The following is a 24252-nucleotide window of genomic DNA, read 5'->3' as shown; positions in this document are numbered from 1 at the left end:
CTAGACGTTTATGTTTATTGCTATGAACCGCTTTAAAATCATTCCGGGTAAAGAGGATGACTTTATTGAAATTTGGAAAAATCGAGACACTTATCTAGATGAAGTACCTGGCTTCAAAAGCTTTGATCTATTGCAAGGCCCGAGCACTGATGAAGCCACAATTTTCATCTCTCACAGCACCTGGGAATCAGAAGAAGCATTCAAGCAGTGGACCAAATCTGAAGCGTTTAGAAAAGCACATGCCAATGCAAAACCTGCACAAGGCATCTATTTAGGCCCACCTCAATTCGAAGGCTATAACAAAGCCTTTTAAAATTAAAAAAGCGGCTATTTCAGCCGCTTTTTTTAATCTATCAGTGTGTCGATAAGATCTATCATAAACTCAGTCTGTTCTTCAGTCATGATTTCCCAGCCATCTAAGTCCATGCTTTCCAGCACACCTTGGCCTTTTGGATCATTCTGCATACTCAGGAGAAACTCTTGGAATTGAGGAATTAATGCCTCTAACTCTGGAGAAACCAATAAAGCATGATGAACATCACTGATTTCACTCGCAACCAACACCTTCATCTGCTTACGAATTAGCTCCGATAGATCTTCGTACGCATCCTTCAGAAAGAATCCGGCATCAGCCTTATTGTTAATTAAGTGCTTCGCAACAATAACGTAAGAATCAACGGTATTTAACTCAGTGTTAGAACCATCAAGATCTGCAGGCTCCAACATAATCATGCCAATACGGTTTACATCAGGATCACTGGTAGCAACCAAACGGCTATTGGTCTTTAGATCTTCTACGCAACTATATTGCGCATCTGCATGGGTTGCGATGACAGTCTCATCAGATTTTGAAATAGGCCGAACAACCGCCTTAAAACCCAATTCACGCACAAGCATTGAAGCATCAAAGGGATTCGCATAAACAAGATCATACTTCCCCTCTTGAATATCATTTCTTTGTGCTTCAAAACTATCATATAGTTCTAAATGAACCGGTCGGTCTAATTGACGTTGGAGCCAAGTATTAAATATAAACCAACCGGAGATATGATCTGGAGAAAAATCCGGACTGACTGTTAAATTAAGCTTCAAGGAATCACCCTACTTCATCGTTAAATACAAGGCTTCGCTTTCTGCTATTTTTCGAAGGGAAGGCTTTCGCCTTACAGAAGTATAACCGACGACAGAACCATTACGGACATTTGGAATAACGGTAGCTTTGACCCAATAATAACTACCGTCTTTACGTAAATTCTTTACGTATCCATGCCATTTTTTACCTGCCTTTAGCGTATCCCATAAGTCTGCAAACGCAGCAGCAGGCATGTCAGGATGCCTCAAAATATTATGATTTTGTCCAATCAACTCTTCCTGAGTATATCCAGACATTTCAACAAATGCCTGATTAGCATGAGTTATAAATCCTTTCGTATCCGTACGAGAGACAATGAGCTTACCTTCTGGGTAAGGCTCCTCTATGTCCAGTATTTGAGCGGTGCGTGTTTCACCGCCAAAATATTTGATGACAACTTCTTGAACGCTTTCTGCATGCGATACTGGCATCAACTTCCCTAAATTTATAAAATTTTCCCAATTGCTTCTGCTGCACGTTTAACATCAAGAAAAATTAAACCCAAGCGTGCATTTGGTTTTGCTACTACGGTAAGTACAGATTCATCATTCGCATGGGTCATTAAGATATAACCTAAATCACCTTTTACAAGAACCTGTTCTAATTCTCCACGAGCAAGTTCACTTGCAGTACGCTCACCTAGCGAAAGCATGGCAGCACTCATTGCACCTACTCTATCTTCATCCAGACCAGCTGGAAGAAGAGCTGCGATCATAAGACCATCTGTTGAAATGACAGCGGAAGCTTCAATCTCGGCTGAAGTTCCATTCAAGTCACTCAAAATCGAGGTCAACATTTCTGAGCGCATATACTTACTCCTTTAATGTAAGGCATTAAAATACAGATATCTGAGAATCGATCATTGATTGATATCAATAATCAAGGTAACGCCTTGCTAGAACGCTTAATAAATCTACATAATTTCCTTGGTTCAAACGTGGCATCTGATCAATTACCAGAACAAAACGCTGATGACCAAGGTGGATCACCCAAAACCCTACTTGGCTCAAACCAACAGGGTCCAACATTCCCCATGACTCCCCCATAAAGGAAAGGTCACGGTTCAGTAATAAACTATGACGCTCGTGCAACGAGCTCAAATCCGCCGCTAACGCGCACAACGCTTCTGCATGGTCAGCATCATAACCGGTAGAACCGAGGCAAAATCCATGATCGTCGGCCAACGCGACTTTCCCTGAGCTAGATAAACCAGACAACAATTCCGGCAATATCTTCTCAATTGAATCATTGATCATTCTCGATGGATTTTTACTTAGCTGAACAAAATTTTTATCAATCAGCTTATCAAACAACTCTTTTGCTTCACCTTCATCAAGGTCTGTCAACTCCATTACCAATTCATGACTAAATGGTAAAGAGACATCAGAGCTAAGAAGCTGAAGCAATAGCGCTCTAGCATCATCCGGTTCGGAGCCTACAGTAGCGTAGAAAGCTCCTGCAGGACAGATCTGAATAAATTGATTTTGGATAGTAGCATTTGTCACAAAATAACTCCGATACCTTTCCTAACCCACCACTTCATTCCTGAAACCATCCAAGTGAATATGCACCACACATAAACGCAAAAACAACACGTTGAGGCACATCCAATATTCTTACAATATCCAGCGCGGTCATTGGTTGACCACTCCATACCTCACTAATTTCATAACAATCAGGTATGGCCTGAAATGATTCAAAATCAGGCTGCACTGTTAATTGCATTAACTTCTCTGGGTCCATTCCATTTAATAGCCGCCCTCTAGAAGTCCAAAGAGCAACTTTCCAAATAAGTGATTCTATTCTCTCAGCAAGATGTTTTGTTTTATCTTCTAGCTGGAAGTCACCCTTTGGCTCAATCTCCAACTCACCATACCCAAAGCGGGTTAAAGCGAGTTGATTTAAAAATTCATCACTAAACGTCATGTAAAACAAACGCTGGTCAGGGAATACAAGCATCTGACCCGGCAATCCAGTAATCTCAACAGGTTGATCGAGTTTAAGTGCTAGGTCAACCGCTTCTGTCATTTTTACTAACAGCGACCCTTCGGGATTAAAAAAGATACTACGACGCTCATCAGGTCGAGTCAGGTCAGCATCAGCTGCATTACCACAACATTGTAGGATTTGCTCTTTTGTTAACTCTTGCGAAGCTTTAACAGACTTATCCTGAAGCGCTTTCTCTGCCTCTTGCTCTCTTTTGGCTAACAATTCTTTCTTTTTCTTATTATCGAGTAGCTTCTGCTTCAGCTTCTTAGCTTTTTCAGCGGCAAGCTTTTTCTTTTTAGCTTCTTGTAATCGTTTCTCTTCTTCGAGCTTTTTCTTTTTCAGAAGCATTAACTTTTTAGCTTTTTTCTTAGCTAAGAGAGCTTCATGCTTAGCCTTTTCTGCCTCAAGCTCACGTTTAAGTTGCTCTTCTTGCTCCCGAATATCTGCTTCGATCTGCTGCACCAAACGATCAGATGCACTAACAACAAGATTACCTTTTATAAGCTTTTGCTTAAGAGCCTCACCCTGCCTTTTACGTGCATAATCACGGCTTCGATAGAAATCGAGATCATCGGAATTAATTTCTTTTTTTACAGGTTGAGTATCTTGATTTTCAGAGTCAGAGAAAGTTACAGAGAAGCTTCTGACGACACTCAGGAGGTCTTGAGCAGTATGCGGTTTTTTAAGTAGAGCAAAGCCATCCCAACTAACATCTCTAATACTGATAACTAAACGAAATTCAGCCGGATACTTTTCAATGATGTTTCTGCTTAATTGCTCATCACCCTCACCTTGATCCCCATTCACTACAAGGATCTGAGCTGCACTAGCAGTTACGAGTTCACAGTCGACTTCTGAAGAGAAGCAATATTCGAGCATTGCCTGATTAGGGCCCGAAAACCCGATCAATGCTATTTTACGCACGTTTTTAAGTTGACTGCTTTTCTTCAAGCTCATTGACTTCTACTACCTACCCTATCTCATCCATGCAGACTGGCTGGCTGAAATCTTCCATTTATAAGAACGGAATGATCAGTTGAAAGTTCTGACAGTGCTGATAGATCGTCTTCTTCGATAGCTCGCTGTATGACATCACGAACTTTTGGCTTCATAACCTTTCTAGCCTGTTCAAATAGACGTTGGCGTAATTTAGGTCCTTTTTTGCCTAGAACCAATAAGAAATCTGCAAAAGCTCCCTCTAGAGCATCACTATCGTAGCATGCAATAGAAAGGTAGATACGCTTTGTATGCAGTCGCAGTTCATCCGGCTCTGCAGCTACCATTCGCGTGAAATGGTACAAAATTCTACGGCCTTGATGTCCACGGTAAATAAGGTACCTAGGATGTTGTGCATCGAAAGCTGCTTGAATGCGCCCGGTATTAGGACTATCAAAGTCGGCATTCAATTCCCAGTCAGCTAATGCATCCCAAATTAAAGAACTCACAAAATGCTCCTGCTTTTATTATTGATACATCCATAAAGAAGTCGTTACAAAATAAATAACTTATTCAGGATGGTTCTTTAGTTATTGGTAATATTCCAAACAGGTGTTTGTTTTATATCTCGACCGACGCAAGAATACAAATTTATCCATAAATTAATGCACTAATTAACAGTTTTCTTTGCCAAAAGTACAACCTTATCTAAGTTCACGGCAGATTAATTTTTTTCTTTAATATCAACCTAGTAAGAATAGCTCATTTTTCACCCAAGAATAAAAGTTTTATATAAAGTCTTAGTGATTTAGCTATCAGAGAGCAGAGTGAGTTGCATGCTCGATCAGACTGCATCATTTAATCAATAACACATTCCTCATCCCAAGATCAAAAAGCTCAGCATGTGCTGAGCTTCTTATGTTGCTGAAACATTCAAATCTATTTATCAAGCAACGCCTGCACCCACTCAATCTCCTTATGACCAAACCAGCTCTGAATAATCCTTAGATCCTTATCAAAATAGACCCACGTGGGCGTACCTTGAAAACCATTATTCAGAAACGTTCTCCCCATTTGACTCATAGGCAACAAACGCTGAGCTAAGTGAGCCTTAATGCTGTTCATAACCGTCTGTGACAACCGCTCTTTATCAAACACGTTAAAAATTGATTCTGCTAATTCAGATGAAGCAATGGTAGGCATAAACCAATCCATAACAACTGGCACATCCACTTCATAGGGTAATTTCTGCTGCCCTAACTGAGCGAAATAACGTTTAGAGTGAAGTGTTAGCTCCCCTTGCTCCATCAAAGCCTTGGTCGATTTGGCGTTATTTAAATTAAAATCTTCAAAAGCGGTAGAAAGTGCAAAAAAGTTGACACCCTTATTAGCCTCTTTCAGCCTCATTAGCATAGGTAATGCTCTAGATAAGCAACTAGGGCAATTAACTTGAAAAACCAGCATTAAATTTCGTTCGGATATCTCGACATTTCCTTTAATTGCCTGACCTAACTGTAGATCCAACTGCATACACTATCCTTTCATTGCTTAGCAAGTGCAGCTACAGCCTCATCAATGCTAAGCGGCTTGTAAAAGTAGAACCCCTGGAAAGTTGAGACACGCATCGCCCTGATCAGTTCAACCTGCTCTTTAGTTTCAACACCTTCAACGACAAGCTCCTTACGAAGTTTACGTCCAATTTCGACCATACCTTGTAGGACTACTCGAGCATCTTTTTGATCAGCAACGCATTGAACAAAGCTTCGATCGATTTTGATGACATCTAACGGAAGTCTTAATAAATAACTGAGGGATGAAAAGCCAGCCCCAAAATCATCTAAACATATGGAAAAGCCTATGGTTTTAAGTGAATTGAGATGTTTAATTGCAGCATCACTTCTGATTAGTGCATTTTCTGTAATTTCTAATTGCAGCAAGGATAGATCGGGCTTCAACTCGTCAGTAAGCCTCGCTATTTCACATATAAACTCATTATGGTGTAGTGAATTAGCAGATACATTGATCGAAATAGGCACATTAATCTGAGGGTTCTGTCTGAGTATCGCGCAAGCCTCCTCAAACACATATAGATCAATATCAAAGAACAATCCCGATTGTTCGATCACAGGAATAAACGCATTTGGAGGGACTACACCTTTAATTGGATGCTGCCATCTAATCAGTGCTTCATAACCGTTAACCCTCTCTGTTGTCGCATCTACTTTGGGCTGTAAAACTAAGAAAAATTCACGATTAACGAGAGCATTACGAATATCATTTAATAGATTTAGATGATTTCTAGAAACCTCTTCATACTCGCGATCAAATTCCTGTCCAGCACCACGACGATTTTCTTTAGCTACTTTGAGTGCTACTTCTGCATGTCGCAACATCTGCTCAGCAGTTTCTTGCGAAAAATCGTCTGCAAGCTCACTAGAACTACCTACAGTTATTCCTAAACGAATTGAATTTCCTTCTACAAATAATGGTTTTGCACACTCTCTAGCAACATCACTCGCATCCAGATCAGTATCAACCATCAAGATGGCAAACACATCTGTATGCAAACGCGCTAATAACGCATTCTCACCATAGATCCTTTTAAGGTTCCCCCCCATTTCGGCAAGCACCTTGTTACCATAGTCATAACCAAGGGATTCGATAATGTTATGAAAATAGTCGAGATCAGCTAGATAGATCGTACACCGACTACCTTTAGATCTTACAAATGTGAGTGCATTCTCTATCAAGCCCAAACGGCTATACAAATGAGTGACTGAATCAAAGTAAGCTGCTTTATTAAGATGAGAGAAAAATTTAGCATTCTCTAAACCTAACCCCACATTCATACAGAAAACTTGAAGTAACTCTTCATCTACATTCTGTAATCCTCTAGCCCCTTCAAGCATGATCACACCTTCCCACATAGAAGGAGTCGACAAATAAAGACCTGTATAGCGCTCACCAATACTATGCTGTTTGCTATCAAGCACATCTTTGACTAGGTAGCTCAAGCCATCTGTATCTAGTTGCTCAAGCTTACGCCCAAAAAAATGATCATATTTGTTAGATGCAGCCACTACAAAATATTCGTCTTCTAACCCTTTTCTTAACGCCAAAGGGCCATTATGCGGCCGCTGAGATACACAGAAAATACCATCAGCATCGATGTTAAAGAGCGCGCTAATCTGCAATAACACTCCTCTAGCGAAGTCGTTCACAGACCGTTCTTTAATAAGATCTGAAGACGCATCAATAATCGATCTCAAACCCAGCTTACTGTTTTCAAGTGCACAAAGGTGCTGGTAGGAACGAATGGCCGTTGCTAAAGCTGTAAATAACCGAGATTTAGTCAGCTCGTTTTTAGTTTTATAAGCGTTAATTTCATAACGCTCGATAATTTCATTTTCAGGTGCATAGCCAGGTTGGCCAGTTCTTAGAATGATTTGTACATTATGCCGATTTAGATCCTCACGAATCTGCTCAGCCAGTAGCAATCCGGCATTGGGGGTTTCCATAACCACATCAAGTAACACAACTGCAATATCATCATGCTTTTCTATAAGCTTATAGCCCTCCTCACCGCTATAAGCATGCAAAAATTTTAATGGGTGCCCCAAGATATCAGTTCTGGACAAAGCAAGAGTTGTTACCTGGTGAACTGACTCTTCGTCATCAATAATTGCAATTTTCCAAGGCTCTCGGGTGTCCTCCACTTCAGGTTCATTCGAATCATCTATGATATTTAAAAGCACATCACTCATCATCATTATCCTGTTTCGGAGCTACCAGAGGTAACACTACTTCAAATTGAGTACCCACTTTGCTCGACACTGATATAGATCCGCCTAGAACACCAGTGACAATGTTATGTACAATATTTAATCCTAAACCAGAGCCCCCTTGCCCTAGTTTCGTGGTATAAAACGGGTCAAAAATGCGGTTGATTTTTGACTCTTCAATTCCAGTTCCATTATCGTTAAAGTAAATTCTCACGCTGTTATCAAGACACGTAAATCTTATATTGATTTCACCGTCATCGCGCCCATCAAAGCCATGCATAATAGAATTATTAAATAGATTAGTTACAACTTGCCCAAGTGGGCCAGGGTAACTATCCATCATTAATTCGACATCACCTTCAACTCTATACTTGTAGTTTGTACCTTTTAATTGGTGGCGAACAGTCATCATTACTTCATCGATAACCTCTTTCAAAGCAAATTTCCGTCGACTAGAACTCGACTGATCTGTTGCTACTTGTTTAAAGTTTTGAATAAGGTGACTTGCCTTATCTAAAGAGCTTTCCATAACTGCAAATGATTCAGCTGCCTCTCGCTCGAATTGATCCAAGAATGACTGCTTAAGCTCACCCGCTTTTATAGAGCGCATAAGCTCATCAATATTTTCTTTTAGATGACTAGACATGGTTACCGAAACACCTATTGGTGTATTAATTTCATGAGAGACACCCGCGACCAAGGAACCCAATGAAGCAAGTTTTTCACTAGCAATGAGCTTATCCTGAGCCTGCTCAAGGTTTTCAAGCGCACTAGAAAGTTTATCTCGCTCTCCCTTAAGACTGGCTTGCATCTTCTCATCAGCTAATCGAAGCTCATCTAGCTCCGTTAACTCAGCCTGAAACTGCCTCAAACTATTGATGATGTCGCCAATTTCATCATTACGATTACTTTCAGCGATCTCAAAATCTCTCTCACCACCTCTTAGTTTATTAATGGATTCAGATATCGCTGTCATAGGCGCAAAAATAGACCGCTTCGTGTAGGTTACAATCGCGACTAAAAGTGCGACACCGCCAACGAGTGTAAATATCAGGAGATAGTTAACCTTATTTGATAGGTCAACCAGATCATTCATACTATTTTCAACTCGGCGCCTAGCATGGGAAGACATTCCTTCCAGAAGCTCTTCCAACTCGCCAAATGCGTTATGCTCTATATCTTCAATAGCCGCTAATGCGTCAATTCTGTTTCTAGCTGCATAGATTTCGAAAACTTCGGCCCCACCACTTTTAAGCTCATTAAACAACCGCTCTACTTCAGCTATGCGGACTAATTCATGAGGTTTTTTCTCTAAAGGCTTTAGGCTAGCAAGGAAGGATTCGAATTGAAGAGCGTTACCAAAGAAACTCTTACGGGCATTTTGATCTCCTAATACAAACCTATCTAAGTCGGCAAGCATATCCCCTGCCTCATCAACAAGCTCTAGGTAATATCGCACAGAAGGCAAATCATCATTAATAATCTGATCTAAATCGTTAGAAGAGCCAACGTCTGCAATCTCCTCTTCTTTCATATCGTCGAGAAGATTTTCGAGCGGACCACCGACCTCCCGGATAAGCCGGTTAATACTTCGAGTAGCTTGCTCCTCAAGAATGGGATCAAATCGACTAAAGACCCTTTTTTCAGCGTTCTCATTAGCCGTGGCAATTAAACGATCGACAGTGATCATTTTCTTATAGGCATCACTAATGGAGGGTATTTCCTTTCGATATTGGTCAAACTCTTCTTTATTCGCAAAATATTCTTGCTTCTCTTCAGACTCACCCAACACATACTCAAGCAGATTAGAATTCATATCTCCTAATTCATCTTGCATAGCTTGAGTATAGAGTGCGACAGGCATATCCCTTGTTGTGACCTCTTCACTGGACTCACTCACCTTGAGACCAACAACAATCTGTACAACAACAAAGACAGCAAAAACAACTGACACAGCTAATAAGCTGAGGTTAATACGGGTAAGAATAGAACTGCGTTTCATAGCCTCCCCCCACTGAAAGTATTCTCAGTATAGGATGCGTATTTCGAGACTGCAGAGACTAATACGAATTTTTAGATTAATTAGATCCTAAAACGAAAAAAGCCTGCTTAGCAGGCTTTAAATAATGATGAACAAACGCTCAAAGTTATAAATCAGGCAGATCATAATGAGATAAAAGCTCATCGATCTCACTTTTATTACCACATTCCTGTACTTGCCTAACTACATCTGGAGTTAGATGGGGCGCAAAACGCTGAATAAAGTCAAACATGTACCCACGCAAAAAAGTACCTTTTCTGAAACCAATCTTAGTCGTACTCGGTTCAAACAAGTGACTTGCATCTAAACGAACCAAATCACTATCTTGACGCTCATCAAAAGCCATTGAGGCAATAATGCCTACACCCAAGCCAAGACGAACATAAGTTTTGATCACATCAGAATCTACAGCAGTGAAAACAACTTTTGGTTCCAACCCTTCTTTGATGAAGGCGTCATCTAATTTTGACCGACCTGTAAATCCGAATACGTATGTCACAATCGGCTGTTCGGCTAAATCAGCCAGCGTTAACTTAGAAACTTGAGTTAACGGATGACCTTTAGGAACAACTACAGAACGGTTCCAGCGGTAGCAAGGCATCATAATTAAATCACTAAAATGCGCCATGGCTTCAGTCGCTATCGCGAAATCAACTGAACCATCAGCCGCCATCTCAGAAATCTGCATCGGTGTACCTTGATGCATATGAAGGGAGACTTCAGGATACTCCTTCATAAATCCAGTGATAGTAGGCGGAAGCGCATATCGGGCTTGAGTATGGGTAGTTGCAACATCCAAACTGCCTTTACGCTCATCACTAAACTCTTGAGCAACCTGCTTGATACTTTCAACTTTCTGCAGAATTTCTCCTGCAACAGACAGAATAGCCTGACCTGCTGGTGTGACACGGGTAAGATGCTTACCACTACGGGCAAACACCTCAACCCCTAGCTCATCTTCGAGCAATCTGATTTGCTTACTAATGCCAGGCTGTGATGTATATAGGCTTTGAGCTGTGGCAGAGACATTAAGGTCATGTCTTGCAACTTCCCAGATATAACGCAGCTGCTGCAATTTCATCAAACACTCCAGATAAACTCAGTAGATATGTAATCGTTTAGTAATAAAAAACGACTCTAATATAACAGTTTAGAATAAAATCTATCCTAATGCATCTAAGTTATAAAGGAATTATAAGCGGCTATTTAAACGCCTAATTTCTTCATCTTGAGTTATTATTTTTTTCTCTAAACTAGATATCTTAGCTAGCGCTCTTACCAGCTCTTCTTCTTTATCTTTGAATTGATTTCTGACACTAGATTCACGGCGTGATTGCTCATTAGCAATAGCCACTTGTTTCTGCCTAGCCTTTCTCAACTCCTCATCAAGCTCTTTAATTTTGCTTTCTAACCTCTTGTTTTTATTGGTTTCAGATAGAAGCTGAGTATTGATTTTAGATAGATCTCTATTCTGGCCACTACTATCTTGCTTGATCTTTTTGAGTTCGTCTTCGAGGCTTTTTATTTGTGTTTTCTGCGTGTCATGTTTTACATCTTTACGCGCTAGTTCAGCTTGTAAATCATGAATAGACTTAGTCAAAGCCGATTCCTTTTTACCCACTTCATCACGCAACTTTTCTAATGCGCCACGGTAATAGCGAACGTCAGCATCGGCTTTACTTACCGCATCAAGCGTATGTCTTTGCTCATCTTTAATACGCTGATCAAATGTTCGCTTACTGTCATCGTGAGTTTTTCGTAGATGAGTAAGCTCTTGTTCAACGTTAGATTTGGCCTGCTCTTCTTGCTTACGCTGAGATGTTTCCGCCATTAAGTTAGATTTCAAAACCTCAATCTCAGCTTCTAGCCCTTTAATCTGAGAATGAATCTCTTCATTTCGGATGATTTGATTACGAAGTTTGTCTTCTAATTCTAATAATTGACCACGAGATGCTTGTAGAGATTCATCAGCTTCACGACGAACAACATCAATTCCAACCTCTTGACGGTGTTTCTCTTCGATAAATTTGCTACTCGCCTCTTGAACAGCCTGCTGCCATACACGCGCAAACGCTTGCCCCAAAACTTCCGGTACGTCCGGAACAACGATAGACGATGCGGAAACAGATAACCTTTCTGGCACCAACTCCCACCAACTATCAAAATACCCTTCAATCTCTGCTGGTTGGTGACCAAGAGACTCTGCAACAACTGATAATGTTGGCTGAACACCCGCCATTAATAATCGATCAGCAGTTGCATAAGTTTTATCTTTTAATTCCATATCACTCATTCAGAGAAACCTACTTACTATTAATACTTTTAAAACGTTTTAAGGCTTTTTGTAACTGCATATCTAATGGTGCTTTGACTATCTTTCGCCCACCAGAAGGTAATGGGAAACGTAATTCTGCTGCATGAAGAAACAGGCGTTTAAATCCATACTCTCGCATTGCAGCATTATCTTCATCTGGCGTGTACTTTTCATCCCCGACAATAGGATGGCCAGCAAATTGGCAGTGAACTCTAATTTGGTGTGTACGACCGGTTATCGGTCTAGCCTCAACCAAGGTAGCTTGGCGACCAAAACGCTCAAGGACTTTGTATTCAGTTAACGAAGCCTTACCGTCTGCTGCAACTTTGACAACACGTTCGCCTGATTTAAGTTCGTTTTTACGTAGAGGTGCATCGATTTTGCGCTTTCGCTCATTCCAACTACCAATGACTAACGCGTGATAGATTTTAGTGATAGTGCTTTTCTGCAAAGATTCATGCATTAATTTAAGCGCACTACGCTTTTTAGCCATCATGATACAACCTGATGTATCGCGATCTAAGCGATGGACTAATTCTAGAAACTTGCATTGAGGACGCATCTGACGAAATGACTCGATCAACCCCAAACTAATACCACTGCCTCCATGAACAGCGATACCAGAAGGCTTATTTACCACAATGATGTCGTTATCTTCGTAAAGGATAGACGATTCTAATTTTTCACTGAGCTGATCACTAACTTTAGCTGGCTCTTTTTTATCGGCTAAACGTACAGGCGGGATTCGAACCAAGTCATTTAGCTTTAGACGATACTCCGGCTTTACGCGTTTTTTATTTACTCTAACCTCGCCTTTTCGAAGGATTCGGTAAACAAGGCTTTTAGGTGCGCCTTTAAGAGCAGTGATTAAAAAATTATCGATCCTCTGCCCATCATTATTTTCAGTTATTTCTACGAAACGAACCTTGCTTGCTTCTTGACTGTTTTGCTGTGACATATTTGATATGAAAACCGATTACCGAATTGATGCACTAGTTGATAGCTGCTATATTCTAGCGCTGCTGTAGTCTGTTGGCTTTATCTTTTTTCACAGGTGCCGTAATACAGACCAAATATCACAGTTAAATACGCTGTAGATGCCGTCAGCAACAAAGAATTTAATTAAAAAGCTTTTCACCCAGCCGAGTATGACCGGTTGGAGGTAGAGACGTACTTTAGCCAGGAACCTGCTTTTATAAAGCAGCAACAATTAGCTAGAAGAATAAATAGGCTACTGATTCCTCTACCGTGGACGATTGATACGCCGATTGCGTATCAATAAAAATTACCATCAGATTAGATGGCTTTAATCCCTGCGCACCATATTGCTGCAGGCTTGGCTATTATAGCCGCCCGAACCATAATTGATCGGGTAAATGCCTTATATACTGCATGTGAGTCCAAAAGACGGGTACCCTCTGGGCACTCTGGCTTGGCGAAAAGCGTTCTATTAAGAGAACGTCATGAAAAGAATGCTAATCAACGCAACTCAACCTGAAGAGTTGCGTGTAGCGCTGGTTGATGGCCAGCGTCTATATGATCTGGATATTGAATCCGGCTCAAGAGAACAGAAAAAAGCCAATATTTATAAAGGCAAAATCACCCGCATCGAGCCAAGCCTAGAAGCTGCGTTCGTAGATTACGGTGCTGAACGCCACGGCTTCCTCCCGCTTAAAGAAATTTCTCGCGAATACTTTATCAAGCCACCTACTCGCGGCTCACGCCCAAACATTAAAGAAGTGCTTAAAGAAGGCACTGAAGTTATTGTTCAGGTTGATAAAGAAGAGCGCGGCAACAAAGGTGCAGCACTAACAACCTTCATTAGTCTTGCTGGTCGCTACCTTGTACTTATGCCAAACAACCCTCGCGCAGGCGGTATCTCCCGCCGCATTGAGGGCGAAGAACGCACGCAGTTGAAAGAAGCACTATCCGGCGTAAATGTCCCTAAACAGATGGGCATTATCGTTCGCACCGCAGGCGTTGGCCGCACAAGCGAAGAGCTACAGTGGGACTTTGAATACCTTCAAACACTATGGACTGCCATTAAGCAAGCCTCTGAAGAAAAGCCTGCTCCATTCCTGATTTATCAGGAAAGCAACGTAGTAATCCGTGCCGTTCGAGATTACCTACGCTCAGATATCGGCGAAGTTTTAATCGACGACCCACAAGTTTTCGAAGATGCTAAAAACTTCGTTAAGCAGGTAATGCCTACTTACGAAAACAAAATTAAGCATTACTCTGAACAAACACCATTGTTCAATCGCTTCCAGATTGAGACTCAGATTGAAACTGCATTCCAACGCGAAGTAACACTTCCGTCAGGCGGCTCAATCGTAATTGATCCTACAGAAGCACTTGTTTCGATCGACATCAACTCCGCGCGAGCGACACGTGGTGGCGATATTGAAGAAACAGCACTTCACACAAACCTTGAAGCAGCTGACGAAATCGCACGCCAATTACGCCTGCGTGATATCGGCGGCTTGGTTGTTATCGATTTCATCGACATGACACCAATCAAGAACCAACGTGAAGTAGAAAATCGCCTGAGAGATGCGCTCAAACTTGATCGCGCTCGTGTACAAATGGGGCGAATCTCTCGTTTCGGCCTACTTGAGATGTCTCGTCAACGCTTACGCCCTTCTCTTGCAGAAACACGCGGCGTTGTATGCCCACGCTGTAACGGCCAAGGCACAATCCGTGACACCGAATCTCTTGCACTATCCATTCTTCGTCTTATCGAGGAGGAATCTGGCAAAGACCGTACAGCTCAGATTCGTGCAATCTTGCCAGTTACTGTAGCGACATATCTACTCAACGAAAAACGTCACGCTGTTCACGATATAGAACTTCGCCAAGATGTACGTGTTGTCATCGTTCCAAACCCGAACATGGAAACACCGCACTACGAAGTAGTTCGGTTACGTGACGATCACACGGTTGCGACAACAAATGATGCAAGCTACACAATGCAGCCAGAGCCAGAAGAAGCCGAGTCACTTGAAGCCGCAGCCACCTCTCAGGCTAGCGCTCCTCGCGAACAAGCAGCTGTGCGCAGCGTTGCTCCTAAAACACCTGCACCTGAAGCAGCTACAGAAGCACCTAAAGCAGCAACACCTGCCCCAGCACCAGTTAAAAACAATGAGTCCTTAGGCAGCCGCGTAGTTGGCATGTTCAAGAGCCTATTTGGTGGCAGTAGCTCCGAAACCACTGAAGAAAAAGAACAGCCAAGCGAAGAAAAGAGCACTTCACGCCCTAAACGTAAGCGTAATGATCGCAACGAATCAGGCCGCAAGCGTCGCCGTCGTGACAATGATCGTAAGCGCACCCCTAAGCAGAACGATGAGATCATTACCGTACAACCTGAGCCTGATCAGCCTCTAAACCAAAACGAAGATAAGCCAAAACGTCGTCGCCGTAAACGCAAAGGCGAAAACGAACCGGCAGAATCTAAAAGCAAACAGGATCTGAGCAACACAGATTCTCAGAATACTGAAGAGCAAGAAGAAGCACCACGCAATCCACGTCGCCGTGGCCGTCGTCGTCGCACCACTGAACGCTCGGCCAAACGCACTAATAACGTTGCAACAGAAGTTGAAACTAAAGATACAGCACCAACTGCTGAAGCTACTATTGAAGATACAAAAGCCTCAAATACGGTAAGCGAAAGCTCAGAAGCTAAAGCACCTGAATCAACAGCTGACACAACGCCAGCTGAAATTGCAGAAGCAACTGAAACTGTAGAAGCTACCGAAACAGCAGAAGCGACTGAAATTACAGAAGCAACTGAAACTACAGAGGCGACTGAAACTACAGAAGCGACTAAAACTACAGAAGCGACTAAAACTACAGAAGCGACTAAAACTACAGAAGCGACTGAAACTGCAGAAGCAACTGAAACTACAGAGGCGACTGAAACTACAGAGGCGACTGAAACTACAGAGGCGACTGTAACTACAGAGGCGACTGAAACTGCAGAAGCGACTGAAACTTCAGAAGCAACTGAAACTGTAGCCGTAACAGCAGAGCCAGAAGCCAATCAAAGACCTGTTCGCAAACGTCGTACTCGTCGTGCACCAAACGATCCTCGTGAAGTTCGCAAACGCCAAAACGTAGAATCAGAGTCAACTGAGAAATAATGTAGATACAAATAAAAAAGGGGCTATTTAGCCCCTTTTTCTTTGCCTGACATAAAGACCCACCAAGCAATTAATACAAAATCACTTCTTCTTAAAAATATCCAGCAACTTCTTCTTTGAATCAGTTTCCTTTGAAGGTAAAGCCTTTTCGAATCTTTTCTGTATAGATTCTAACTTTTCTTCTTTTTTCTTGTGCTTTGCCTTCTCTCTAGAAGCATCCAAACTAACAACTTTACCTGACATAAATCACCCACCGCTTAGCGTCTGTCTTGTGACTCAGTTCCACGTTTTTCGTAAGAGCCTTGAGCTTCATTTGGTTTTTTAGGTTTTTGCTCAGCTTTCCACTGATCCAGCTCATCAAAATAGATATCCCAGACACATTGAGAACACCCACTTTCGCAACACTCAAAATCACCAGGAGGAATCGGCTTTTCTTTAGAACTCATATAAACCTCATTCATAAGTCCATTTTACAAGACAAATCTCCTTTTGATATCGCGACTAAACCTAAAGTATCACAGACTCATTCAATACAAAAACTGCAACAAAAGTAAGCTATAAATAGTAGTCGAACTACAAAAAAACTAACGGGTTAGTGCTTTTTCGCACTGCAACAAGCGCAAAAATAAAAAAAAGTTGTAAAAACACAACAACATTAGCCATAAGTACATAGGCCAGACGTATGACTCGGCGTCTAATTTCAGTATAATTCTGTCACTAAATTACAACCATCGGGTTTAAAAATAGTGGAGAAAGGCGGCCACAAGCCACCTTGATTTAAACCCTTGGCCGCACTGCCATAAAACTTTGGGGATTACAATGACTACAAAAAAACAAACCATCTATTACACCCTAACCGACGAAGCACCATCCTTGGCGACATGTTCACTTCTGCCAATCGTAAGAGCTTTCACTTCTGCAGCAGACATCGACGTAAAAATCACAGATATCTCTTTAGCTGGGCGTGTACTATCCGCCTTCCCTGAGAAGCTTACTGCAGAACAGCGTGTTGAAGATGGCCTAAAGTTTCTAGGCGAACTAACTCAAGATCCGGAAGCAAACATCATCAAGCTTCCAAATATCAGCGCTTCAATCCCTCAGCTAAAAGCATGCATCACTGAGCTTCAAGGCCAGGGCTACGATATCCCTGATTACCCAGAAGATCCAAAGTCTGATGAAGATGTAGATGCACAGCAGCGCTACTCAAAAATCCTTGGCTCTGCTGTAAACCCAGTTCTTCGTGAAGGTAACTCTGACCGTCGCGCACCTGGCGCAGTAAAAGCTTTCGCTAAAAAATTCCCACACTCAATGGGTAAATGGAGCAAGGCTTCTCGCACACACGCTGATTACATGCGCGAAGGCGACTTCTTCTCTAGCGAGCAATCCCTAACAATGGAAGAAGCTGGCACAGTTCGTATCGAATTCGTAGATCCAGCTGGCAACGTTGAAGTTAAGAAAGAAGTTAGCCTAGAAAAAGGTGAAATCTTCGACAGCATGCGCATGAGCTGCAAAGCACTACGTGAATTCTTCGAAGAGACTCTACAAGACGCACAAGAAACTGGCGTTATGTGGTCACTACACGTTAAAGCTACGATGATGAAGGTTTCCCACCCTATCGTTTTCGGTCACGCTGTAACTGTATTCTACAAAGAGCTATTCGATGAGTACGGCGACTTCTTCGAAGAACTTGGCGTAAACCCAAATAATGGTATTGGTAGCGTATACGATAAGATCGCTGACCTACCACGCTCTAAACGTGAAGAGATTGAAGAAGCGATCCACGCTTGCCACGAGCATCGTCCAGAAATGGCGATGGTTGATTCTGTAAAAGGCATCACTAACCTACATGTTCCTTCAGACGTAATTGTTGACGCGTCTATGCCAGCAATGATTCGTAATGGCGGCAAAATGTGGGGCCCTGATGGTCGTCCGAAAGATACAAAAGCAGTAATGCCAGAGCGTACTTACGCACGCATCTACCAAGACATGATCAACTTCTGTAAAACAAACGGCGCTTTCGACCCAACTAAAATTGGTACAGTGCCAAACGTTGGCTTGATGGCTAAGAAAGCAGAAGAATACGGTTCTCACGACAAAACTTTCGAAACTGAAGCAGGCACAATGCGTGTAGTAGCTGCGGACGGCACTGTTCTTATGGAACACGAAGTTGAGAAAGGCGACATCTGGCGTGCATGCCAAACTAAAGATGAGCCAATCCGTGACTGGGTTAAACTAGCTGTTACTCGCGCTCGTCAGTCCGATACTCCTGCTATCTTCTGGCTAGATCAAGAACGTGCGCACGATCTTGAACTAACTAAGAAAGTTAACGAATACCTGAAAGATCACGACACTGACGGTCTAGAAATTTACGTTAAGTCTTACAGCCAAGCAATTCGTTTCACTATGGATCGCATGGTTCGTGGCAAAGACACGATCTCTGTTACTGGTAACGTACTGCGTGACTACCTAACTGACCTATTCCCAATCATTGAGCTTGGCACTTCTGCGAAAATGCTATCGATTGTACCAATGCTTAAAGGTGGCGGCATGTACGAAACTGGCGCAGGCGGTTCTGCTCCTAAGCACGTACAACAGGTTGAAGAAGAGAACCACCTTCGTTGGGATTCCCTAGGTGAATTCCTAGCACTAGCCGTTTCTCTTGAAGACCTAGGCATCAAGCAGGGCAACAAACGCGCTGCCGTACTTTCTAAAACACTAGATGCAGCTACTGGCCGACTACTAGAAGAGAACAAATCCCCTTCTCGTAAGACTGGCGAGCTAGATAACCGTGGCAGTCACTTCTATCTAGGTATGTTCTGGGCTCAAGAAGTAGCTGCTCAAACTGAAGATCCAGAACTTGCAGCAGACTTTAAAGAGCTTGCTGAAACTCTAACAAGCCAAGAAGATCAGATTATCTCTGAGCTTGCTGAGTGCCAAGGCTCTCCAGCTGAACTTGACGGTTACTACCACGCTAAGCGCGAATTGGTTAAAAAGGTTATGCGTCCAAGTACTACACTAAATGCAGCACTTGCAGCAGCAACTAAATAATTAGCGATCCGCTAACGAAAAACCCGGCTTAAAGCCGGGTTTTTTATTATCTACAACAGTCTTTACTATACTCATAGGTAAAGAGCTAAAAGTAGTTCGCTTGCCCAATGAGAAACCTATTCAAACTATGCTCATTAGCATACCTCTTTATAGCGCCTGAGATAGCTATAGCAGATAACATTAGACTGACTACACATCAGCTCCCACCTTATAGTTACATACAAGACGAAATAATAACTGGCACAGCTGTAGAAGTAGTCAAATGCGCGATGACACAAATACCCGACCATTCCTTAGAAATAATCATTACACCCTGGAAACGCGCTCAGAGCATGGTGCGACACAATACGGCTGAAGGTTTTTTTGCCGCATCGCACAACCTTGATCGCGATAGATACGCGGTTATGTCAGAAATTATTGCCGAACAGAAGTGGACTTGGTATTTACTGAAAAACAACCCACTTGATCCATCTGCAGACAACTTTAAGCAGAGAGGCGTAGTTACCAGCTTCTTAGGGGCTAATATGCAAAGGTGGCTTTTACAAAATGATTTTCAAACCATAAACAACCCACCACAAGATAATCAAAAGCTGCTCTCCTTTCTTCTTAGTGGTCGAGTTGATGCAATCCTAGCAAACGATCAGGTAATGAATAGCTTGATCGATGAATTTGGGTATAAAGAAAAAGTTAGATCTGCACTAAATCGAAACAAACCTCTTGGCGTTTATTTCGCGAAAGATTTTCTAATTTCACAACCCTTATTTTTAGAACAGTTCAATAAGGCCGTACGCTACTGCAGACAATAAAAAAGCACGCAAAAGCGTGCTTTTTTAACTAACATAAAATTCTTATGAAAGGTTCGCAATACGGTTTAAGCCCGCAATAGCCGCAACTCTATAAGCCTCAGCCATTGTTGGATAGTTAAACGTAGTATTGATGAAGTACTTAAGCGTATTGGCTTCGCCTTCCTGAGCCATAATAGCCTGACCGATATGAACGATCTCCGAGGCATGCTCACCAAAGCAATGGATACCCAGAATCTCTAAGGTATCGCGATTAAATAGAATCTTAAGCATACCAACTGGCTGACCATAGATCTGCGCACGCGCAGTGTCTTTAAAGAAAGCCTGACCCACTTCATAAGGCACACATTCTTTTGTTAGCTCTTCTTCAGTTTTACCTACAGAGCTAATTTCTGGAATTGTGTAGATACCAGTAGGTACTTCATTAATATAACGGAAGTCTTCAGCAGATAGCATATCTGCAGCTGCAGCACGCCCCTGATCAAGCGCAGCAGAAGCAAGGCTTGGCCACCCTACGACGTCACCCGCAGCATAGATACCTTCACAAGATGTGCGGTAATGATCATCAACTTCTAGCTGACCACGACTATTAGCCTCTAGGCCGATGTTTTCTAACTTAAGCGTCTCAGTGTTACCGCTACGACCATTACACCATAGGAAAGCATCTGCGCGAATCTTCTTACCAGACTGAAGCGTAAGCGTAACACCACGCTCATCAGCAACTACACTTTCATAAGTTTCATTATGGCGAATCTTCACAGCGTTGTTACGAAGGTGATAGCTCAAAGAATCAGAGATCTCAGCATCCAAGAAAGACAGCAAACGACTCTGACTATCAACTAAATCAACTTTTACGCCCAAGCCACTGAAAATCGAAGCGTACTCAGAACCGATAACGCCAGCACCATAGATGATCAATGTACGAGGTGTGTGACTTAGCTTGAGAACCGTATCAGAGTTGTAGATACGAGGATGGTTAAAGTCGATATCAGCTGGCGTATAAGGACGCGAACCTGTTGCAATTACAACGTTCTTAGCACGAAGCGTCTCATCACCCTTAGAGGTACCACGTACAATAATTGTATTTTTGTCTTCAAATTCAGCTACACCGAAGAAAACATCAATACGGTTACGCGCATAGAAGTTTGTACGCAGCATAACCTGGCTGGACATAACTTTCTCTGCTCGCTTTAAAACCTTAGGAAAGGAGAACCAACGTGGCTCACCGATATCACGGAACATAGGGTTAGTGTTAAATTCTATGATCTGCTTTACAGAGTGGCGAAGCGCTTTAGATGGAATTGTACCTTTATGCGTACAGTTACCACCTACGGCCTCCTGCTCTTCGATAACAGCTACTCGACGCCCTTTTTTCGCGGCGTTCATTGCTGCACCTTCACCAGCAGGACCGGAACCTATCACAATGACATCATAGTCATATACCGCCATCATTTACCCCTATCTTATAATTATATCTTATTGTTTCAGCTGCTCTTTTTATTAAGAACAGCTTACTCTTAGTTACGTAGCTCTCAATTATTCTTTAGATTTAACTTCGTAACTTAGATCTGCAGATGCTTCTTCTTTAGCTTGTCTATCTTGCTCTTCTTCACATTTTTGAGGGTCATCGCCGCAGATACTGCATTTACCTTCAATACCGACATTCGCCAAACCACCACAAGAACCACTAATAGGCTTTCGACCCAAAATCACGCCAACAGACATGGCGACTATGACACATAACAAGATGACAAAAGATAAGATAATTGTGCTCATAATTAAAACCTATTGAACCAGATATTGTTTAAAACCAGGAGTCATTTTCTCAACGAATCCACTCTCAGCTTTAATGATAAAAAATGCTTCGACACCGTTCTCAAGTGCAAAGGCTTGCGCCCTCTCTTCGCCCATAACCATCATCGCTGTGGCATAGGCATCAGCCTCGGCGCAACTCGGCATCAGCACAGTAACAGATGCTAATCTATGCGTAATCGGACTACCAGTCGACGGATCTATTGTATGAGAAAAACGAACACCATTCTCTTCAAAATAGTTTCGGTAATCTCCCGACGTAGCTATACCTACATCTTTCACTGCGATAATTCGTTGCACCGAGCGATCAAATCCCGCTGTTGGAGACTCGATAGCAATCTTCCACTCACTACCATCAGGCTTCAACCCTTTAGCGCGCAACTCGCCACCAATTTCAACAAGATAGCTTTCAACGCCCTGCTCCTCTAGTAAAGTCGCAAGCACATCTACACCGTATCCTTTAGCAATCGCCGATAGATCAATATAACTAGCCTTCTCTTTGGTTAGCATTTTGCCATTAAGTTCCAAATAGTTATAACCGATCTCTTGCTGAACCTGCCGAATCTCAAGCTGGGATGGCGCCTTAATTATACGCCCATCCGGCCCAAAGCCCCACAAATTCACAAGTGGCCCAACAGTTACATCAAACGCACCTGAAGAAAGAGCACTTATATCGATGGATTCGGACAAAAGGAAGGCTAGATCATTAGAAAGCTCAACAGAACTTCCCGCAGGAAGCTTATTGATAAGAGAAAGTTCGGAATCATCAATGTAGGTCGACATTGCTTGATTTATTTCCAGCAAAGCCTGATTGAAAACCGCTGGATTGATAGCAGGTTGATTCTGAATAGGAATCCACTTGACCGTATAAGTCGTCCCCATTGTTAAACCTTGATGAGATTTAACCTCAGGAGGCTTTTCCTTACAGGCCGATAACAAAGCCAATAAAAACAAAATGGCCAGCAGCTGAGCTGCCGGCCATTTGTAGGCTTGTCTTTTGACAAACATATCTTACTTAACCACCGAAGTCATCAAGGAAGATATTCTCACGCTCTACACCCAGATCTAGAAGCATCTGGATTACAGCGGAGTTCATCATTGGCGGTCCACACATGTAGTACTCACAATCTTCAGGCGCTTCATGGTCCTTTAGATAGTTTTCATACAATACGTTATGGATGAAGCCAGTCATACCATCCCAGTTATCTTCTGGCTGAGGGTCAGACAACGCTAAGTGCCACTTAAAGTTATCATTCTCATCCTGAAGCATGTCGTACTCTTCGTTGTAGAACGATTCACGCAAAGAACGTGCGCCGTACCAGAACGAGATCTTACGAGTAGAGTTCAAACGCTTAAGCTGGTCAAAGATGTGTGAACGCATTGGCGCCATACCAGCACCACCACCGATGAATACCATTTCGCTGTCGTTATCAGTCGCGAAGAATTCACCAAATGGTCCGTACACAGTGATCTTATCACCTTCAACAAGGTTGAATACGTAAGAAGACATGATACCCGGTGGGTGATCAGTACCCGGTGGTGGAGACGCGATACGGATGTTAAATTTAACAACACCACGCTCTTCTGGGTAGTTCGCCATCGAGTAAGCACGGATAGTTGGCTCAGTTACAGTAGACACATACTGCCACATATTGAACTGATCCCAATCACCACGATACTCTTCCTGGATCACAAAGTCTTTGTAGTTAACAACGTGAGGTGGGCATTCAAGCTGAACATAACCACCTGCACGGAAGTCTACATTCTCACCTTCAGGCAGACGCAGAGTCAGCTCTTTGATGAACGTAGCAACGTTAGGGTTAGATTCAACAGTACATTCCCACTTCTGAACACCGAAGATCTCTTCTTCAAGTTCGATGTCCATGTCCTGCTTAACAGCTACCTGACAAGATAGACGCCAGCCTTCTTTGGCTTCACGCATTGTAAAGTGAGATTCTTCAGTTGGTAGCATAGAACCACCACCCGCGTGAACTTCACATTTACACTGTGCGCAAGTACCACCGCCACCACAAGCAGACGGGATGAAGATACCCGAATCAGCAAGCGTCTGTAGCAGTTTACCGCCAGCAGGTACTGTGATTGATTTTTCTGGATCGTTATTGATGTTAATCGTAACGTCACCAGAACTTACTAGTTTAGAGCGAGCTGCCAAAATTACTGCTACTAGTGCAAGCACTACTGCAGTAAACATGACAACACCTAGAACGATTTCAGCATTCATTGGCTAATCCTTCC

Annotated in this window: 22 protein-coding genes; 4 read left to right on the top strand and 18 right to left on the bottom strand. The window is 42.5% G+C overall.

The window, feature by feature from the left end:
* The first annotated feature begins 10 nt into the window (after positions 1 to 10).
* The gene (locus tag ACMXYX_RS08030) at positions 11 to 313 is read left to right on the top strand and encodes an antibiotic biosynthesis monooxygenase family protein (protein ID WP_415884532.1); all 303 of its coding nucleotides are present in this window, start codon (positions 11 to 13) and stop codon (positions 311 to 313) included.
* Between the two features lie 32 nt (positions 314 to 345).
* Here the strand turns inward: ACMXYX_RS08030 and ACMXYX_RS08025 are convergent, their stop codons facing one another.
* From ACMXYX_RS08025 to rluC, 12 genes are all read right to left on the bottom strand, one after another.
* On the bottom strand, positions 346 to 1092 hold the full coding sequence (locus ACMXYX_RS08025; protein WP_415884531.1) for a phosphate/phosphite/phosphonate ABC transporter substrate-binding protein: 747 nt from the start codon (positions 1090 to 1092) through the stop codon (positions 346 to 348).
* Positions 1093 to 1101: 9 nt separating this feature from the next.
* A complete protein-coding gene (locus tag ACMXYX_RS08020) occupies positions 1102 to 1563 on the bottom strand; it encodes a PAS domain-containing protein (RefSeq protein WP_415884530.1) in 462 nt (153 codons plus the stop codon).
* A 14-nt stretch (positions 1564 to 1577) separates the two neighbouring features.
* The gene (locus ACMXYX_RS08015; RefSeq protein WP_415884529.1) at positions 1578 to 1940 is read right to left on the bottom strand and encodes a roadblock/LC7 domain-containing protein; all 363 of its coding nucleotides are present in this window, start codon (positions 1938 to 1940) and stop codon (positions 1578 to 1580) included.
* A gap of 64 nt (positions 1941 to 2004) precedes the next feature.
* Positions 2005 to 2637 carry a hypothetical protein gene (locus ACMXYX_RS08010; RefSeq protein ID WP_415884528.1) on the bottom strand — a complete coding sequence of 211 codons (633 nt, stop codon included), beginning with the start codon at positions 2635 to 2637 and terminating at the stop codon, positions 2005 to 2007.
* 34 nt (positions 2638 to 2671) lie between these two features.
* A complete protein-coding gene (locus ACMXYX_RS08005; RefSeq protein WP_415884527.1) occupies positions 2672 to 4078 on the bottom strand; it encodes a hypothetical protein in 1407 nt (468 codons plus the stop codon).
* A gap of 23 nt (positions 4079 to 4101) precedes the next feature.
* Positions 4102 to 4566, bottom strand: a complete 465-nt coding sequence (locus ACMXYX_RS08000; protein WP_415884526.1) for a hypothetical protein — start codon at positions 4564 to 4566, stop codon at positions 4102 to 4104.
* 430 nt (positions 4567 to 4996) lie between these two features.
* Complete coding sequence (locus tag ACMXYX_RS07995; RefSeq protein WP_415884525.1) at positions 4997 to 5587, bottom strand: hypothetical protein; 591 nt, start codon at positions 5585 to 5587, stop codon at positions 4997 to 4999.
* Between the two features lie 11 nt (positions 5588 to 5598).
* Entirely contained in the window at positions 5599 to 7821 is a 2223-nt protein-coding gene (locus ACMXYX_RS07990; RefSeq protein ID WP_415884524.1) for an EAL domain-containing protein, read from the bottom strand.
* Positions 7814 to 9841, bottom strand: coding sequence for an ATP-binding protein (locus tag ACMXYX_RS07985; protein WP_415884523.1), 2028 nt, complete (start codon positions 9839 to 9841; stop codon positions 7814 to 7816). The genes ACMXYX_RS07990 and ACMXYX_RS07985 overlap by 8 nt, the downstream gene beginning before the upstream one ends.
* Positions 9842 to 9986: 145 nt before the next feature.
* Positions 9987 to 10961 carry an HTH-type transcriptional regulator CysB gene (gene cysB / locus ACMXYX_RS07980; protein WP_415884522.1) on the bottom strand — a complete coding sequence of 325 codons (975 nt, stop codon included), beginning with the start codon at positions 10959 to 10961 and terminating at the stop codon, positions 9987 to 9989.
* A gap of 111 nt (positions 10962 to 11072) precedes the next feature.
* On the bottom strand, positions 11073 to 12173 hold the full coding sequence (locus tag ACMXYX_RS07975) for a DNA-binding protein (protein WP_415906791.1): 1101 nt from the start codon (positions 12171 to 12173) through the stop codon (positions 11073 to 11075).
* A gap of 10 nt (positions 12174 to 12183) precedes the next feature.
* On the bottom strand, positions 12184 to 13152 hold the full coding sequence (gene rluC / locus ACMXYX_RS07970; protein WP_415906790.1) for a 23S rRNA pseudouridine(955/2504/2580) synthase RluC: 969 nt from the start codon (positions 13150 to 13152) through the stop codon (positions 12184 to 12186).
* A gap of 505 nt (positions 13153 to 13657) precedes the next feature.
* Between rluC and rne the strand changes: the two genes are divergently transcribed.
* The gene (gene rne / locus ACMXYX_RS07965; RefSeq protein WP_415906789.1) at positions 13658 to 16333 is read left to right on the top strand and encodes a ribonuclease E; all 2676 of its coding nucleotides are present in this window, start codon (positions 13658 to 13660) and stop codon (positions 16331 to 16333) included.
* A gap of 81 nt (positions 16334 to 16414) precedes the next feature.
* Here the strand turns inward: rne and ACMXYX_RS07960 are convergent, their stop codons facing one another.
* Together ACMXYX_RS07960 and ACMXYX_RS07955 are read right to left on the bottom strand one after the other, a co-directional pair.
* The gene (locus tag ACMXYX_RS07960; protein WP_415884518.1) at positions 16415 to 16576 is read right to left on the bottom strand and encodes a hypothetical protein; all 162 of its coding nucleotides are present in this window, start codon (positions 16574 to 16576) and stop codon (positions 16415 to 16417) included.
* A gap of 14 nt (positions 16577 to 16590) precedes the next feature.
* Complete coding sequence (locus tag ACMXYX_RS07955) at positions 16591 to 16779, bottom strand: oxidoreductase-like domain-containing protein (RefSeq protein ID WP_415900995.1); 189 nt, start codon at positions 16777 to 16779, stop codon at positions 16591 to 16593.
* 373 nt (positions 16780 to 17152) lie between these two features.
* Between ACMXYX_RS07955 and ACMXYX_RS07950 the strand changes: the two genes are divergently transcribed.
* Positions 17153 to 19381 (top strand): NADP-dependent isocitrate dehydrogenase, encoded by a 2229-nt coding sequence (locus ACMXYX_RS07950; RefSeq protein WP_415906788.1) that lies wholly within the window; start codon positions 17153 to 17155, stop codon positions 19379 to 19381.
* Between the two features lie 269 nt (positions 19382 to 19650).
* Positions 19651 to 20187, top strand: a complete 537-nt coding sequence (locus ACMXYX_RS07945) for a hypothetical protein (protein WP_415906787.1) — start codon at positions 19651 to 19653, stop codon at positions 20185 to 20187.
* Positions 20188 to 20229: 42 nt separating this feature from the next.
* Here the strand turns inward: ACMXYX_RS07945 and sthA are convergent, their stop codons facing one another.
* The 4 genes from sthA to nqrF all read right to left on the bottom strand — a co-directional run bounded on the left by sthA (position 20230) and on the right by nqrF (position 24238).
* Positions 20230 to 21633: a Si-specific NAD(P)(+) transhydrogenase gene (gene sthA / locus ACMXYX_RS07940; RefSeq protein WP_415903742.1), complete on the bottom strand. Its 1404-nt coding sequence runs from the start codon at positions 21631 to 21633 to the stop codon at positions 20230 to 20232.
* Between the two features lie 87 nt (positions 21634 to 21720).
* Positions 21721 to 21960 (bottom strand): (Na+)-NQR maturation NqrM, encoded by a 240-nt coding sequence (nqrM, locus tag ACMXYX_RS07935; protein WP_415884513.1) that lies wholly within the window; start codon positions 21958 to 21960, stop codon positions 21721 to 21723.
* A 9-nt stretch (positions 21961 to 21969) separates the two neighbouring features.
* Positions 21970 to 23004, bottom strand: coding sequence for an FAD:protein FMN transferase (locus ACMXYX_RS07930; RefSeq protein WP_415906786.1), 1035 nt, complete (start codon positions 23002 to 23004; stop codon positions 21970 to 21972).
* 7 nt (positions 23005 to 23011) lie between these two features.
* Positions 23012 to 24238 carry an NADH:ubiquinone reductase (Na(+)-transporting) subunit F gene (gene nqrF, locus ACMXYX_RS07925; RefSeq protein WP_415884511.1) on the bottom strand — a complete coding sequence of 409 codons (1227 nt, stop codon included), beginning with the start codon at positions 24236 to 24238 and terminating at the stop codon, positions 23012 to 23014.
* Positions 24239 to 24252 lie beyond the last annotated feature (14 nt).

Source organism: Neptuniibacter sp. QD72_48, from assembly GCF_047778065.1.
GTDB lineage: Bacteria > Pseudomonadota > Gammaproteobacteria > Pseudomonadales > Balneatricaceae > Neptuniibacter.
This window is presented reverse-complemented; position numbering and strand designations above follow the sequence as displayed.